This window comes from Oleiharenicola sp. Vm1 (genome assembly GCF_047777955.1).
Lineage (GTDB): Bacteria > Verrucomicrobiota > Verrucomicrobiia > Opitutales > Opitutaceae > Didemnitutus.
Genome location: NZ_CP180537.1, coordinates 1800362 through 1815329 on the forward strand (window position 1 = coordinate 1800362; position 14968 = coordinate 1815329).

The 14968-nt window shown below is 72.4% G+C and carries 14 protein-coding genes and 1 tRNA gene; 5 read left to right on the forward strand and 10 right to left on the reverse strand.

What is annotated here, in order from left to right; translation table 11 throughout:
- Positions 1-5 precede the first annotated feature (5 nt).
- A complete protein-coding gene (locus ACMYLB_RS09250; RefSeq protein WP_415910638.1) occupies positions 6-515 on the forward strand; it encodes an AAA family ATPase in 510 nt (169 codons plus the stop codon).
- Between the two features lie 93 nt (positions 516-608).
- Here ACMYLB_RS09250 and tsaE read toward each other — a convergent pair whose 3' ends face one another.
- The 8 genes from tsaE to ACMYLB_RS09290 form a co-directional block, all read right to left on the reverse strand.
- Positions 609-1043: a tRNA (adenosine(37)-N6)-threonylcarbamoyltransferase complex ATPase subunit type 1 TsaE gene (gene tsaE, locus ACMYLB_RS09255; RefSeq protein WP_415910639.1), complete on the reverse strand. Its 435-nt coding sequence runs from the start codon at positions 1041-1043 to the stop codon at positions 609-611.
- Positions 1027-1986: a thiamine-phosphate kinase gene (locus tag ACMYLB_RS09260; RefSeq protein ID WP_415910640.1), complete on the reverse strand. Its 960-nt coding sequence runs from the start codon at positions 1984-1986 to the stop codon at positions 1027-1029. The genes tsaE and ACMYLB_RS09260 overlap by 17 nt, the downstream gene beginning before the upstream one ends.
- The gene (locus ACMYLB_RS09265) at positions 1983-2846 is read right to left on the reverse strand and encodes a lysostaphin resistance A-like protein (RefSeq protein ID WP_415910641.1); all 864 of its coding nucleotides are present in this window, start codon (positions 2844-2846) and stop codon (positions 1983-1985) included. Before ACMYLB_RS09265 ends, ACMYLB_RS09260 begins: the two co-directional genes overlap by 4 nt.
- Before the next feature lie 108 nt (positions 2847-2954).
- The gene (locus ACMYLB_RS09270; RefSeq protein WP_415910642.1) at positions 2955-4247 is read right to left on the reverse strand and encodes a dihydroorotase; all 1293 of its coding nucleotides are present in this window, start codon (positions 4245-4247) and stop codon (positions 2955-2957) included.
- Between the two features lie 5 nt (positions 4248-4252).
- Positions 4253-5197 (reverse strand): aspartate carbamoyltransferase catalytic subunit, encoded by a 945-nt coding sequence (locus ACMYLB_RS09275; RefSeq protein ID WP_415910643.1) that lies wholly within the window; start codon positions 5195-5197, stop codon positions 4253-4255.
- A gap of 6 nt (positions 5198-5203) precedes the next feature.
- Entirely contained in the window at positions 5204-5761 is a 558-nt protein-coding gene (gene pyrR / locus ACMYLB_RS09280; RefSeq protein ID WP_415910644.1) for a bifunctional pyr operon transcriptional regulator/uracil phosphoribosyltransferase PyrR, read from the reverse strand.
- Positions 5762-6027: 266 nt separating this feature from the next.
- Positions 6028-9894 (reverse strand): SOS response-associated peptidase family protein, encoded by a 3867-nt coding sequence (locus ACMYLB_RS09285; RefSeq protein WP_415910645.1) that lies wholly within the window; start codon positions 9892-9894, stop codon positions 6028-6030.
- The gene (locus ACMYLB_RS09290; RefSeq protein ID WP_415910646.1) at positions 9849-10175 is read right to left on the reverse strand and encodes a hypothetical protein; all 327 of its coding nucleotides are present in this window, start codon (positions 10173-10175) and stop codon (positions 9849-9851) included. The genes ACMYLB_RS09285 and ACMYLB_RS09290 overlap by 46 nt, the downstream gene beginning before the upstream one ends.
- A gap of 170 nt (positions 10176-10345) precedes the next feature.
- On the opposite strand from ACMYLB_RS09290, the gene ACMYLB_RS09295 reads away from it, so the two are divergent.
- Genes ACMYLB_RS09295 through ACMYLB_RS09310 form a run of 4 tightly spaced genes read left to right on the forward strand, consistent with a single transcriptional unit; the run spans position 10346 to position 13590 of the window.
- Positions 10346-11113 (forward strand): polysaccharide lyase, encoded by a 768-nt coding sequence (locus ACMYLB_RS09295; RefSeq protein ID WP_415910647.1) that lies wholly within the window; start codon positions 10346-10348, stop codon positions 11111-11113.
- A 53-nt stretch (positions 11114-11166) separates the two neighbouring features.
- Positions 11167-12237: a hypothetical protein gene (locus tag ACMYLB_RS09300; protein WP_415910648.1), complete on the forward strand. Its 1071-nt coding sequence runs from the start codon at positions 11167-11169 to the stop codon at positions 12235-12237.
- Positions 12238-12275: 38 nt separating this feature from the next.
- Positions 12276-13199 (forward strand): hypothetical protein, encoded by a 924-nt coding sequence (locus ACMYLB_RS09305; protein WP_415910649.1) that lies wholly within the window; start codon positions 12276-12278, stop codon positions 13197-13199.
- A gap of 4 nt (positions 13200-13203) precedes the next feature.
- Positions 13204-13590, forward strand: coding sequence for a DUF1573 domain-containing protein (locus ACMYLB_RS09310; RefSeq protein WP_415910650.1), 387 nt, complete (start codon positions 13204-13206; stop codon positions 13588-13590).
- 53 nt (positions 13591-13643) lie between these two features.
- Here ACMYLB_RS09310 and ACMYLB_RS09315 read toward each other — a convergent pair.
- A tRNA-Val gene (locus ACMYLB_RS09315) sits at positions 13644-13720 on the reverse strand.
- A gap of 77 nt (positions 13721-13797) precedes the next feature.
- A complete protein-coding gene (locus ACMYLB_RS09320; protein WP_415910651.1) occupies positions 13798-14964 on the reverse strand; it encodes an HlyD family secretion protein in 1167 nt (388 codons plus the stop codon).
- Positions 14965-14968 lie beyond the last annotated feature (4 nt).

The following is a 14968-nucleotide window of genomic DNA, read 5'->3' on the forward strand; positions in this document are numbered from 1 at the left end:
CGCCCATGCGCCGCGTCGCGATCATCGGCAACGCGGGCTCCGGCAAATCCACCCTCGCGCGGCGCATTGCCGCCGAGTGTGGCGCGACCGTGCTCGATCTCGATACGGTCGCGTGGGAGCCGGGCAAGCCGGCCGCCCCGCGCGCCTCCGCCGCCGCGGTGCGCGAGGTGCGCGCGTTCTGCTCCGCCCACGCCGCGTGGGTGATCGAGGGCTGCTACGGCGATCTGGTCGAGGCCGTGCTCGACGGCGCGGTCGAGCTGGTCTTCCTCAATCTCTCCGAAGCCGACTGCGTGCGGCAGTGCCGCGGCCGCGCCTGGGAGCCGCACAAGTGGAAGACGAAGGAGGCGCAGGATGCGCACCTCGACTGTCTGCTCGACTGGGTGCGGGCCTACTATCGCCGCGACGGCGCGTTGTCGCTCGCCGGCCACCGCGCGATCTTCGACCGCTATGCGGGGCCGAAACGGGAGATCACGCAGCCCGCGGCGCTGCCGGATCTCACTGCGCGCGAAGCCTAGGGCGCGTGCGGCGCCGGCACGGCCAGCGCCCAGCTGGTTCGTCGCGCGAGCGGGTCCGGTGCTCCGGAGAGGCGCGTCTCCGGTCGCGCAGTCTCACTGCAGCCGCAGGTGGTGCTTGTCGCCGTCGACGATCGCGAACGTGACGTGCAGCGCATTCGCCGGAATCCACCCCGCGATCTTCTCCGGCCACTCGACGGCGAGCACCCAGGGACTGACGAGAAATTCGTCGAGCAGCAGCTCCTCCACCTGGGCGGCGCTCTCAAGGCGGTAGGCGTCCATGTGCACGAGCGTGCGCCCGGCCCCGCGATACACCGAGTAGATGGCGAAGGTCGGACTGGTCACGTGTGCGTGCACGCCGAGGCCCTCGGCCAGGCCCTGGACGAACGTCGTCTTGCCCACGCCCATGTCGCCGTGGAGGGCCAGCGTGGTGTCCGACGGCAGCGTCGCGGCAAACTCGGCCGCGAGCCGACGTGTGGCTTCGGCCGAGCCGGTCGTGACGCCGGCGCGCAGCTTAGCGGAGATGCTCATAGCCGCTGTAGTCGAGCAGGCGCACGGCGCCGGGAGGCATGTTCTCCTTCTTGGCGAAGACGCCGATCTGCGTCAGCCGCAGGCGCGGGAACCGTTTCTTCCACGCCGCCTCGAACTTCTTCTGGTCGGCGCGGTGGCAGACGACGACGAGCAGCTCGTAGTCCTCGCCGTCGCCGAGCGCGTGGAAGAGCGGGGTCTGCTTGGTCTGCGCGGCGCACCGGCGGGCGGCGGCGCTGATGGGCACGGCTTCCTCGCAGATCGCGGGCGCGAGCCCGGCGGGCGTGAGCGAATCGAGGTCCTTGGCCAGGCCGTCGCTCACGTCCATCATGGCGCAGACCTCGGAGCGTCGCGCCAGCCACAGGCCCTCGGTCAGGCGCGGGGTGAACTGGTAATGATGCCCGAGCAGCGAGCCGCCGAGGGTGCCGGTGACGTAGATGCGGTCGCCGGGCAGCGCGCCGCCGCGCGTGACCACCCGCGGGCCGGCCGCCTCGCCGTGCAGGGTCAGGAACGCGCCGAAGAATCCGGCCGGGCCCTGTGTGATGTCGCCGCCGACGATCTTCACCTGGAACCGGCGCGCCGTCGCCGCGATCCCGAGGTAGAACTCGCGCAGCCAGGCGACGTTGGTGTCGGCGGCGAGCGCGAGCGAGAGCACGGCGGCGACCGGCCGGCCGCCCATGGCGGCGATGTCGCTCAGGTTGCGCTTGAGGAGCTTGGCGCCGACCGCGCGCGCGGGCACGGTGTCGTCGAAATGCTGCCCGTAGATCACCGGGTCGGTGGTGATGAGCATCTGCTTGCCGCTGGCGGGCACGACGGCGCAGTCGTCACCGATGCCGAACGGCGCCTGGGGCGAAGCGTTGCCGAGCCACTGGCGGAGGGCGACGATCAGCCGCTGCTCGCCGAGGGCGACGACGGATTCGGCGCGGAGCGGCGTGAAGAGCTTCATGAGTCGAGGCCGGAGAGCACGACGATCAGCGTGTTCAGGTTGAACAGGCCGTGGGCGATCATGGAGACGCGGATGTCGCCGGTGCGCTCGTAGGCGAGGGCGAGCACGGCGCCGAGCATGGCGAGCGGGACGAAGCCGGCCCAGTTGCCGTGCAGGGCGCCGAAGAGCACGCCGCTGACGAGCAGCGCGGGCGCGCGGCCGAAGCGCTGGCGGCAGAAGCGGAAGATCGCCCCGCGGAAGAGCAGCTCCTCGTTGATCGGCGCGAGCACGCAGGCGACGAAGAGCATGGCGCCGAGCAGCGGCTTGGAGTGGACGTGGCCGAAGACGGCGAGCAGGTCCTGCGGGTCGTCCGGCAGGCCGGCGGTGCGGAGCACGAGGTTCCACGCCGCGCTGATCAGCGCCAGCGCGGGCAGCGCGATGACGACGGTGGACAGCGCGTGGACGAGGATCTTGGCCAATGGCTCGCGGCGCGTCTCGAGGACGGGCGGCGGCGGCGCGCCGTAATCGGCGTGGAGCATCCGGCGGACGAGCCAGAAGAGCGGCCAGCCGAGCAGGGCGGCGCCGTGGAAGCCGAGGCCGTAGACGACGACCTCGAGCCCGGCGCGCTGCGGGGACTGCTTGATCGTGTCGGCGAAGTAGTGGTGGCCGACGCCCTGGCCGATCAGGCCGCAGAGGAAGATGGCCAGCACCAGCAGGGTCACCTCGAAGCCGGCGAGTTCCCAATGCGCGAGGCGGCTGCGGTCGAGGAGCCGCGCGCGGTAGTCGGCGACGCCGAGCGCCCGGGCGATGAGCCACGCTCCGGTCAGGAGCATGCCGATCTCGAGGGCGGCGATGACGAGCTGGTGCGGCGCGAGGGACATGAAGCGCCAGACTGAAACGAAATCCCGCTCCGAGGGAAGCGCCGAGTCGGGCGTGACTCGGAGGCCTGCCGGGGCCGCCGTCGGGGGCGCGGGGGCCGCCCGGCCGGCTCAGGCGACGATGGCGCCGTGCTCGAACACGACCTTGCCGCCGACGATCGTGGTCTTGACGCGACCGGTCAGCTTCTTGCCGTGCCACGGCGAGTTGCGGCTCTTCGACTGGCCCTTGGTGGCGTCGTAAACCCACGGCTCGGTCGGGTCGAAGAGGCAGACGTCGGCGTTGGCGCCCTCGGCGAGCGTGCCGGCGGGGAGCTTGAGGACGTTGGCGGCGCGGCGCGTCATCAGGTCGATGACGTAGGGCAGCTTGAAGCGGGCTTCGCCGACGAGGACGTCGAGCGTGACGGCGAGCGCGGTCTCGAGGCCGATGATGCCGTTGGGCGCGTAATCGAACTCGCGGTCCTTCTCGTCCGGCGAGTGCGGCGCGTGGTCGGTGCCGATGCAGTCGAGCGTGCCGTCCTTGAGGCCGGCGATGATGGCCTGGCGGTCCGCCTCGGTGCGGAGCGGCGGGTTCATCTTGAAATGCGTGTCGTAGGTCGCGAGCGCTTCGTCGGTGAGGGCGATGTGATGCGGCGTCGCCTCGGCGGTCACGCGCACGCCGTCCTGCTTCGCCCGGCGGAGCAGCTCGACCGAATAGGCCGAGCTGATGTGCTGCATGTGGATGTGCGCGCCGGTGTAGTGGGAGAGGATGATGTTGCGGGCGACGATGATGTCCTCCGCGGCGTGCGGCCAGCCCTTGAGGCCGAGGCGCGTGGAGACGTTGCCCTCGTTCATCACGGCCTTCTCGGTCAGCGAGTCGTCCTGGCAGTGGTCGAGCACGCAGAGGTCGAACATCTTCGCGTATTCGACGGCGCGGCGCATGAGCTCGTTCGACTGGACGCAGAGCCCGTCGTCGGTGAGCGCGACGGCGCCGTTGGCCTTGAGCGTGCCGTGCGGCGCGAGCTGCTTGCCCTGCATGCCGACGGTGATGCAGGCGGTCGGATAAACGCGGACGGCGGCCTTGGCGGCGGCGCCGTTGACGAGCTGCAGCGTGCCGGCGTTGTCGATCACCGGCGAGGTGTTCGGCATGCACACGACGGTGGTGAAACCGCCGGCGGCCGCGGCGCGCGAGCCGGTGAGGATGTTTTCCTTGTGCGTCTGGCCGGGCTCGCGGAAGTGGACGTGGATGTCGACGAGGCCGGGCGCGACGACGAGGCCCTTGGCGTCGATGACGCGGGCCTGCTTCTTTTGCGCGCCGGTGAGGGACGCGACGAACTTGCCGTCGATCGCGAAGACGTCGCCGACGGCATCGCGCTTGGAGGCGGGATCGATGACGCGGCCGTTTTTGATCCAGAGAAGGTCGGGCATGGGAGTTATTCGACGGGGGCGACGTGCTCGGGCTGGCCGCCGGCGCAGAGGTAGAGGACGGCCATGCGGACGGCGATGCCGTTGGTGACTTGCTGGAGGATCACGCTGCGGCCGGAGTCGGCGAGGGCGCTGTCGATCTCGACGCCGCGGTTGATCGGGCCGGGATGCATGATGATGGCATCGGGCTTGATCCAGGCGGCGCGCGCCTGGTTGAGGCCGAACATGCTGGTGTATTCGCCGAGCGAGGGGAAGAGACCGGACGCCTGCCGCTCGTGCTGGATGCGGAGGAGCATCACGACATCGGCGTCGGCGAGGGCTTCGCGCAGGTTGTGCGAGACCGTGACGCCGAGCGGCTCGAACCAGTGCGGGACGAGGGTGGACGGACCGACGATGGTGACGTTGGCGCCGAGCTTGGTGAGCGCGTGGATGTCGGAGCGCGCGACGCGGCTGAAGAGGATGTCGCCGAGGATGACGATCTTCTTGCCCTTCACCGTGCCGAGGTGCTGGCGCATCGTGAAGACGTCGAGCATGGCCTGGGTCGGGTGCTCGTGCGCGCCGTCGCCGGCGTTGACGACGGGGATGCCGAGGCGCTCGCTGAGGTAGCGCGGCGAGCCGCTGGCCGAGTGGCGGAGCACGATCATGTCGGCGTGCAGCGCCTGGATGTTGAGCGCGGTGTCCTTGAGCGTCTCGCCCTTGGTGGTGCTCGATTTGTCGGCGTCGAAGGAGATGACCTCGGCGCTGAGGAGCTTGGCGGCCATCTCGAAGGAGATGCGGGTGCGCGTGCTCGGCTCGAGGAAGAGGTTGACGATGGTCTTGCCGCGGAGGGCGGGGACCTTTTTCACGCGGCGGTCGAGGATGCGGCGGAAGGCGCCGGCGGTCGTGAGGACCTGTTCGATCTCAGCGACGCTGAGGTCTTCGATGGTCAGGAAGTGTTTTCGCGTCCAGGGCACGGCAGGTCAGGGTTTGCGGTCGTTGGCAGCGTAGGAGGTGAGAGTGACGGCGTCGCGCGCGGGGTTCTGCGCGTCGAGGGTGACGACGACCTTGTCGGTCGAGCCGGCCTCCTCGAGGGTCAGGGCGCAGTAGTTGGCGCTCAGCGGCAGGCGGCGGCCGCCGCGGTCGACGAGGACGGCGAGTTCGACGGTTTCGGGTCGGCCGTGGTCGAAGAGCTCGTCGAGGGCGGCCTTGACGGTGCGACCGGAGTAGAGGACGTCGTCGACGAGGATGACGGTGGCGCCGTTGACGTCGTGCGGGATGATCGTCGGGGAAAACTCCTTCGGGATTGGGTGCCGGCCGATGTCGTCGCGGTGGAAGGAGATGTCGATGGTGCCGCGGCCGCAGGTGACGCCGTGGCGCTTCAGGGCGAGGGCGAGGCGGTCGGCGAGGACGATGCCGCCGTTGGCGATGCCGAGCAGGAGCAGGCGGGCGGTGTCGCGGTGGCGCGATGCGATGGACGACGCGAGGCTTTCGATGGCTTCCCGGATGCGTTTGGCGTCGTGCAGATTTCGTGTGCCCACGAGACCGTGGTTTTGCAGCCCGCGTGCGGCGGCGTCGAGCTGAGAATGGAACTATTTCTGCGTCAGCAGCGGCGCTGGGCGGTGAAATAAGGCGGGCCGCCCCTGGCGGGGCGGCCCGCGGCATGATGGCGGTTTGCCGGCGCGTAGCTTGCCGACAGAGCCGCTGCGGGTGTCCGGTCAGCCGACCAAGGCTTGGTTGGACGGGCCCAGCTTAGGCGCGGAGGCGACGGACGGGAATACGCAGGGCCGCGTAGATCCGGGGGCGCTCAGTCGAACAGCTCGCGCTCGGGCGGCGGCGGGGTGAACGGGACGATGCAGTCGGGGCCCTCGTGGCGCGCGCTGTTCATGCGCGGGTCGACGCGGTGCGCGCGCATCGCCTCGGCGGGGAAAGGGGCGCAGAGCGCGTCGAGGCGCGCGGGCGGCAGGGGTTCGCCGCCGAGCCACTCCGGCGCGGTCGCGTCCGTGAGCAGCACCGGCATGCGGTCGTGGATCGGCGCGAGGAGGTCGTTGGCCCGCGTGGTCACGATGACGAAGGCCGGGGGCGTCGTTGCGGTTTCCGGCCGCCAGAGGCCGGCGAAGAAGAACGGCGCGCCGTCGCGGCGCTGAAAATAATGCGGCAGGCGCGCCCGGCCCTGTTTTTCCCACTCGTAGAACCCGTCGGCGGGCACGAGGCAGCGGCGATGCCGGGCGGCGTCGCGAAAGGCGCCTTTCGCGAGCAGGGTCTCGCTGCGGGCATTGGCGAGCGGCAGCGGCCGGTCGCCCGGGGCGCGGGGCGGCAGCGACACGCCGAAGGCGAGCGGCGCCAGCGCGTTGACGCCCTTTGCCGGGTGACGGCGGGCGCGCGGGTGGAGAGGGCGATGTTGTAGAGCTCGCGCAGGCGCTGCGGCAGCCCCAGGCCGAGCTTGGCGAGCGCGCGCTGCAGCGCCTCGAGCTGGTGGAGCGAATACCGGGTGCACATCGCGGAGGACGAAACGGAAAACGCGCCGGCTGCCAAGCCGGCAGCGCTTCACGGCCGCTCGAGCGTGGCGCTCATCAGGCCGATGACAACGTCGTTGGCGAGCGCGCGGACGGTGAGCGATTGCAGCTCCTTCGCCGGGTCGAGCGTGAGGTCGAGCACGGTGGCGGCGCCGCCGGGCACGGGGCGGCCGGCGCCCTTGAAGGTCGCCGGATCGAGCACGCGCACGGCACCGGTCCTGAGGTCGACGCGCAGCGGCAGGCCGCCCGCGCGCGCGAAGGCGAAGTCGTCGACAAAGTAGTCCTGGTCGATGGGCCACCACGTCGTCGGGTTCTCGAGGGCGAGGCGGGTGGTCGAGCCGTCGCGGTAGGTGACGACGATCTCGCCGTTGTCGAGGCGGCTCTGCATCGCCCAGGTCGAGCCGGCGAGGAGCAGGTAGAGCTTGCGGGCGCGGCCGGCGAGCGGCGCGGTGAGTTCGGGCGGGAAATTCTCCCAGCGGGAGACGAACGCGACGTTCGGCGCGTCGGCACCGCCCGGCGTGGCGAGGGCACGCCGTTGGGCAGGAGGACCCGGCCGCCGTGCGCGGCGGCGACGGCGCGGAGGCCGGCGTCGTCGAGCTCGAACGTGTCATGCGGGTGCGTCCACGTGCCGTAGCCGTTGCGGGCGAGCGCGAGCGAGGCGCCGGCGGGGCGGGGGCCAGGTAGTCGTGGCGGAAGAGCTGCGCGACACGGTCGTTGAAGAGCGGGGCGAGTGCGAGGGGTTCGCACCGGTCGGGCGCGGACACCGGCGTCTGCCAATCGGTCGTGAAAACCGGCGCCGGCGCGGGGGCGGCGCGGATCTCGAACTCGACCGGCTGCCACCAGCGCAGCGTGCCGTGCTCGACGCGGGCGAAGGCAGCGCGGGCGCCGGCGAGGCCGGTGGCGCGTCCGCGCAGGCGGGAGCCGGCGAGCGACACCTGGCCCAGCGCGCCCTGCGGATCGGCGAACTCGACGATGCGGGCGCCGAGATCGAGGTCCAGCTCGCCGCCGGGCGCGAGGGCGCGCTCGGCGGGGCGAGGCGGCGGCGGCTCGCCCCGCCACTCGATGCGGAGGTCGAAGGCTTCCGCGGCGGGAGCGACGATCTCGATCCGCGGCTCGCCCACGGAATCGGGCAGCGGATGCCACGCGACGGGCCGGCCGTCGAGCGTGGCGCGGGCGTCGGCGCCGCGCGCGGGCACCTGCAGGCGGAGCGCGACGGGCTGGGCGAGGCGCGACGTCAGCTCGTAGCGGTCGGTCGCACCGCGGCGGTCGAAGGCGAAATCCAGCTGGGGATGATGGAAACGGGCGCGGTCCCAGTCGGCGGGGAAGCCGGGGTGGACGACGATCTCGCGCGCCAGCAGGTCGGGCGCGAGGCCGAAGAGCCCCTCGGCGATCGCGCGCGCGGCGATGCCGATGCCGTCGCCGAAATCGCGCTGCGACTCGCGGCGGTAGACGTCGAGCGCGGTGGCCATGCCGAAGTTGCCCGGGCAGGCGCCGAGGAAAAGGCTGTCGAGCACGGCGCCCTTGAACAGGCGGTTGGCGGCGTCGGTGCGCCCGGCCTGCCAGAGCGCGAGCGCGGTGTGGGTGGACTCGGCGAAGACGACGTTGTTGAGCGACCACGTGTAGGGCATCCAGTTCGTGGTCGCGATCGTGTGCGTGCCCGGCGGGACGCCGGCGCCGGCGAGCGGGAAGCGCGGCAGGGCGGTGTCGGCGTAGCGGCCGAGCTGCCAGGCCTGGAGCGGCGTGCCGGCGCGGGCATCGAGTGCGTGGTAGACCGTCCATGCGGCGGCGGCGGGGTGGGCGCGCTGGAGGCCGAGGCGGTCGCGCGACTCCGCGAACCAGCCTTCGCGCGGCAGCCAGAGCTGCTGCTGCAGGCCGCGCTCGATCAGCGTGGCCTCGTTCTCGAACGGCGCCGGGTCGATCCGCAGCCGGCGGGCGAGGCGGGCGGCCTCGCGGTGATGGAGGAGGTTGGCGGCGGTGGCGTGCGTCGCGCCGCCGCCGGAGTAGGTGAGGTCGTCGCTCGCCCAGATGGCGGCGTAGGCCTCGTAGAGCGGGAGCCGGTCGGGGCCGAACTCGCGGCGGAAGAGCCGGCGCTCCCACGCCAGCGAGCGTTCGATCACGGGCCAGATCTTCCGCGCGTAGGCGAGGTCGCCGGTCCAGCGCAGGTGGCGGAAGAGGGTGTCGAGCGCCACGAGGTTCATGTCGTAGTGCGAGTGGGTCAGGTCGCCGTTCGAGTGGAGGGCGGTCTCGTTGCGCGCGAGATTCGCCGCCGCCTCGGCGGCGGGCAGGGTGGCGGGGACGGGCGTGGTGTCCTGCTGCGCGGCGAAGCCGTCGAAGTGCGCGCGCGTGCGCTCGGGCCAGCCGAGCGCGTCGCCGGCGTAGCCGACGCGCCAGCCGAGCAGGCGGGTGCGCCAGGCGACGGCGCCGTGGAGGAAGGCGTGCTGCCGGTCGTCCCAGACGGCGTCGGCGGCGATGTTCAGCGCCGGCAGCACGGCGTCGAGGAACGGATCGGGCGTCTCGATCGCGACCCGGCCGGCGAGGGCGGCGAGCCGCGCCTGCTCGGCGGCGAACAGCGCCGGCAGGGCCTCGCGGACCAGCGCGGGCTCGCCGTTGCCGCGGCGCTGCAGGGCGAGAAAGACCGGCCGCTCCGGCTCGAGCGCGAAGCGCCCGAAGCCGACCGGCAGCGCCGGCGTCGGCGCCGGGGTGAGGAGCGCGGCGGGTTCGTCGCGCGTGGCGTCGGCGATGTCGACCGCCGCGAAGCCCGGGAGCAGCGCGGTGACGGAGCCCTTCGGCGCCGTCACGGTGAAGGCGGCGTCGCCGAGCGCGACGGCGTTGCCGCGCGCATGCTCGGGCTGGAAGCGGAAGTATTCGCGCACCGGGGTCGGCTCCGTGCCGAGGTCGCCGTCGCGCCGGCCGCGCTCGCCGGTGATGCCACCGAAGACGGCGGCGAGCTCGACCGCCGGCGCGCCGCCGAGCTCGAGGCGGAGCAGGAGGGTCTCGGAGGATTTCGCGACCAGCGCGGTGAGCGTCAGCGTGCCCTCGCCGAGGGCGGGATCGCGGATCTCGTAGACCATCGTGCCGGCGCGGTAGCGGGCCGTGACCTGCGCGGCGTCGCTCAGCCAGCGCGGGCCGGCGCGGCCGAGGAGCGCGAGGCGGAGCACGCCGCCGCGGCCGGGCAGGTAGAGGAGAAGTCGGGACGATCGCCGGCGTCGGCGCGGAACGCGCTGGCGCCGCCGTAGAGCGGGCGGTTGAAGCGCTCGGCGCCGTTGACGATCACGAAGTCGCCGCCGTCGGGGCGGTAGCGCAGCGGGCGGGCGATCTGGCCGGCGAGATTGGGGCGAAGCTCGGCACCGAGGCGGGCGGTCGGCTCGGGTTGCGCGCCGGCGCGGCCGGCCAGCAACACGGCGGCCGCGAGCGCGGCGACGGACAGGCGGGGTGACATCGCCGCCAGCGTGCGGGTGCGGACGCGGTTGTCGAGGCCGCGGCGGCGCTTGTCCCCGGGCCGGGCCGAGGGGAAGTCCGGCCCTCGAAAGAGGGATGAGGGCGCGGCGCGGGCCTGCTAGTCTCGGATCACTCCACGCGCTCGTGCGTGGGCATACCCCAATCCACCCCATGAAGCACACTACCCCGCTCGCGGCCCTGGCCGCGGCCTTGTTCGCGCTCGTTCCGCTGACGGAAGCCTCCGTCATCTTCCACAACACCGGCACCACCTCCGGCTGGGACTCGATCAACCAGGAGCACAACGGCACCGTGATCCAAGTCACGAACGTCGTCTACAAGGGCTCCACGGCGATCAAGTGCACGCAGGTCTACGACTCGAGTTACACCGGCCGCTACCACTCGGAGGTCGTGAAGAACAACGTCTACTCCCGGGGCCAGACCGGCTTCTACGGCTTCGCCTTCCGCCTCCAGGCCGACTGGAGCTTCCAGAATCAGAGCTACAACCTCGCGCAGTTCATCGCGGACTTCAGCGACTACGGCTGCGACGACTACATCCCGACCACGATGGTGTGGATCCGCGGCAACCAGCTGAACTCGCGGGTGAAGACCGGGCCGGTGTGCAGCGCCACGACCACGCAGTTCACCAATCTCGCGACGGTCAGCGCCGGCGTCTGGCACAAGATCGTGATCCAGGCGAACTGGCAGAGCGACAGCACGGGCTACTTCAAGCTCTGGTATGACGGCACGAAGGTGTTCGAGCGCTTCAACATTCCGACCACGCTGGCCGACGGCCGCGGCATCCAGATGCGCGCCGGCCTCTACGCCAACGGGTGGCACGACGACGGCTACATGGCCGGCAGCCAGGGCACGCGCCAGGTTTGGTATGACCAGATCGGCGCGGGCACGACCTTCGCCGACGCCGACCCCGACCAGTGGTGAAATCCGGTGCGGGCGCGTCCGCCGCACGGCGCGCGCCCGCCCGTTGCCATCGCATGAACTGGCCCCGGGCACTGCTGCTCGCCGCGGGCGTCGGGCTGGCCCGCGCCGCGGCCGCCATGCCGGACGACGTGCCGGACCGGCTGTTCGATTTCGCCCCGGCCGGGCCGGGCAACCCCTGGGTGGCGCGGCTCGACGGCACCGAGGAAATCCCGGTCAGCGAACTGCGCGCCTACGCGGCGGCGCAGCGGGGCGGCGCCGATCCGGCCACGCTCGCGCCGGAGGCGCGCCGGGCGCTGATCGCCGACCTGGTCGACGAATACCTGCTCGTGCGCGCCGCGCGCGCCGCCGGCGCCGACACCTCCCCGGCGTTCGCCGGCCGCATGGCGCACACGCGCCGGATGCTGCTCGCCGAGCTGCTCGTCGGGCGCGGGGTCGGCGCCGTGGCGCGCACGCCGGAGGATTACGCGGCGCGGCTGCAGCGGCTGCGCGACGCGGTGTTCGACGCGTGTCCGATCGAGGTGTCCAACGAGGCCCACGCCCGGCTCGTCGCGGCCCTGGAGCCGGCCGGGCGCGCGCTCGCGGCGCGCGACGGCCGGGCGTTCGCGGCCGAGACGGCGCGGCTCGGATCGATCGTCCTCGCCCGCTATCCCGGCGGCGTGGTGGAGGCGCGCAAGCTCCTGGTCTTCGCCCTGGCCGTGCCGGAGTCCGAGCGGCCGGATGCGGCGCAGCCGGCGGGGCTGACGCAGCTGCTGAAGGAGCTGCTCCTCCCCGAGCTGCTCGCCGACGCGGCCCGCGCGCGCGGCATCGAGGCGACGCGGGAGTTCCGCGCCAAGGTGATCGAAAACGAGAATTCGCTCCGGCGCCTGTTCGCGCGCGACGAGCTGCTGCAGGAGACGCGGCGGCGCAGCGCGGTGCCGGCCGAGGCCGAGGTCGCGGCCTGGTTCCAGGCGCAGCGCGCGCGCTACGGCGCCGGCGTCGAGTTGGCGGCCGTGCGGGCGCGCGTGGAAAGCGACCTGGTGGAGGAGCGTTGCGCGCAGGCGCGCGCGGCCTTGCTGGCGACGCTGCGGCGCGCGCACCGGATCGAGATTCGCGACGCGGCCGTCGCGGCGGAGGCGGGCTCATGAACGCGCGCCTCCTCGCCGTCGCGGCGGCGCTGGCGGGATTGCTCGGCCTGTGGTGGGCGCAGGCTGGCGCGCCCCGGCGCCGCGCGGCGCTTCCGGCGGAGGCCCGGCCCGCGCCGGTCGGGTGGATTGCGGGCGACGCGAGGCGCGAGCTGCCGCGCGACCGGGAGGATGCCGAGGTCGCGACGCGCCGGCGCGAGGAGCTGCAGCGGGAATTGCTGCGGCAGGAGATCGATTTGGAGCAGCTTCGCTACGGCGCCGGTTACTGGGAGGCCGAGCTGGCCCCGGCGGATGGCGCGGTGATCGAGGAGGCGCGCGCGGAGCTGCGCGCCGCGCTGGCGCGGGAACTCGGGAGCGCGGAGGCGCTGACGGCGTATTTCGGTCCCGAGCAGGCGGCGCCGTGCCTGCGTTTCCTAGATGCGGCGACACGGGAGCGCCTCCTGGAGGCGTTCGCGCGGGCGGCGCACGACGCGCCGCTGACCACGGCGACGATGCTGGAGGCGGCGCGCACCTGCCTTTCCCCGGACGACTTTGCCCGCTACCGCGAGTGGAACGCCCCGGAGGCCGTGGCCCTGCGCGAACGCCTCGCGGGGTTTGCCCCGACGCAGGGCGAGTTCGACGCGATCCGGACTTGGACGACGCCGGAGGGCGTCGCAGAGGACGCGCTGCGGACCGCGCTCGGCGCGGAGCGGTTTGCCGCCTGGCTCGCCCAGAATGAGCCAGAGATGCAGACGGCCCTGCGCGAGATCCGCCGACTGGGCGGCGACACGGCCGACGCTGAGTGGCTGCGCGCGGAGCGCGGGCGGCTGATCGCGGCCCTGGGCGCGGTGTGGAGCGATCCCTCGCTCCCGGACGAGGCGAAAGCCGCGCGCGCGGCCGCCCTGAAGCGCGCGGGCCGGGAGGCGCTCGCGGCGCGCTGGGCGAGCGGCGATCCCGCCGCGGCCGATTTCGACCTGTTACCCTGAATCCATGAAAACTCCCCTGCGTCCGCTCGTCCTCTCCCTGCTCGCTGGCTCCGCCGCGGTCTCGCTCCGCGCGCTGGAATGGCAGACCTCACACCTCGAGCGCCGTCCGCCGGCCGGAGCGGAAGTGGTGCGCGTCGAGTATCGTTTCCGCAACTCGACCCCCAAGCCCGTCCGGATCACCGGGCTGACCACCTCGTGCGGTTGCACGGAAGCGTCGGTCGACGACACCATGGTCCGTCCGGGTGCGAGCGGGAGCGTCAAGGTGCTGTTCACCGTCGGCAAGCGCACGGGCCGGCAGTTGAAGTCCATCTACGTGCACACCGACGAGACGCCCGGCCTGACCGAGCTGGAATTGGTCGTGGAGCTGCCGAGCGAGGGCGCCTGGCAGTGACGGCGGGCGAGCGGCCAACAAAAAAGCCCGCAAGTTGCGGGCATTTAGTGGGATGGTGGACTCTACTGGACTCGAACCAGTGACCCCTTCCATGTCAAGGAAGTGCTCTAACCAACTGAGCTAAGAGTCCGGGAAAACTGAGCCGGCTACTAAGCATGAGCTCCCCGGGACCGTGCAAGAAAAATTATCAGGAAGTCTGGCGGGGGCTCAGCGCACGCGGACGTCGACGATGACCGAGTAGCCGAGCCGCAGCTGGGCGGCGAAGGCGCGGAGGCTTTCCGGGGCGAGCACGATCTTCACCGGGATGCGCTGGACGACCTTGTTGAAATTGCCGGTGGCGTTGTCCGGTGGGAGCAGGGCGAACTGGGCTCCGCTGGCGGGCGAGAAGCTGTCGATCCGGCCGTGGAGCTTTTCGCCGGGGAAGGCGTCGACGGAGATGTCGACCGGCTGGCCCGGGTGCATGTGCGCGAGCTGGGTCTCCTTGAAGTTGGCGACGATCCACGGGGCGGGCTCGGCGAGGGCGAGCAGGGTCTGGCCGGCGGTGACGCGGTTGCCGGGTTCGACGTTGCGGTTGCCCACGCGGCCGTCGCTCGGCGCGGTCAAGGTGGTGTAGGCCAGCTCGCGCTCGGCGTCGCGGAGGGCGGCGGCGGCGACGGCGATGGCGGCGTCGGCCGAGGCGGCCTGGGCCCGGACGGATTGCTGGGTGGCCTGGGCGGACACGACCGCGGCGCGCGCGGCGGTCTGGTTGGCCTCGGCGGCGGCGACGGCCGCGACGGCGGCGTCGTAGTTGCTCTGCGCGGCGTCGGCGTCGGACTGCGGCACGGCGCCGCTGCCGCGCAGGAGCTGCTGGACGCGCTGGAGCGAGAGGCGGGCGAGGGCGAGTTGCGCCTGCACCTGGCCCAACTCGGCATCGGCCTGCGCGGCGCGGGCGCTGGCCTCGGTGTATTGGGCATCGGCCTGGGCGCGGGCCGCGGCGATCTGTGCGGCCTGGGCCTTGGCCTGGGCGAGGGCGGCGTCGGCCTTCTGGCGGGCGATCTCGAACTCGAGCGGATCGAGCGTCACGAGGACGTCGCCGGCCTTGACGTCCTGATTGTCGCGCACGCGCACCTCGCGCACCTGGCCGCTGATCTGCGGGCTGATCTGGTGGAGGTGGCCGACGAGGTAGGCGTTCTCGGTTTCCTCGTAGTGCCAGGCGTGCCAGGCGAAATGGCCGAGCCAGGCGGCGGTGCCCAGGGCGACGGCGCCGAGGACGAAGGGCATCGCGCGGCGGGCGCCGGCGGGCGCCGCCGCGGTCTTGGCGGGCGGCGGGGTGTGGCGATGCGCCGGGCTGGCGGGCGCGGTTTCGGAGGGCAGGGGAGCGTTGGCGGTGCTCATGGGA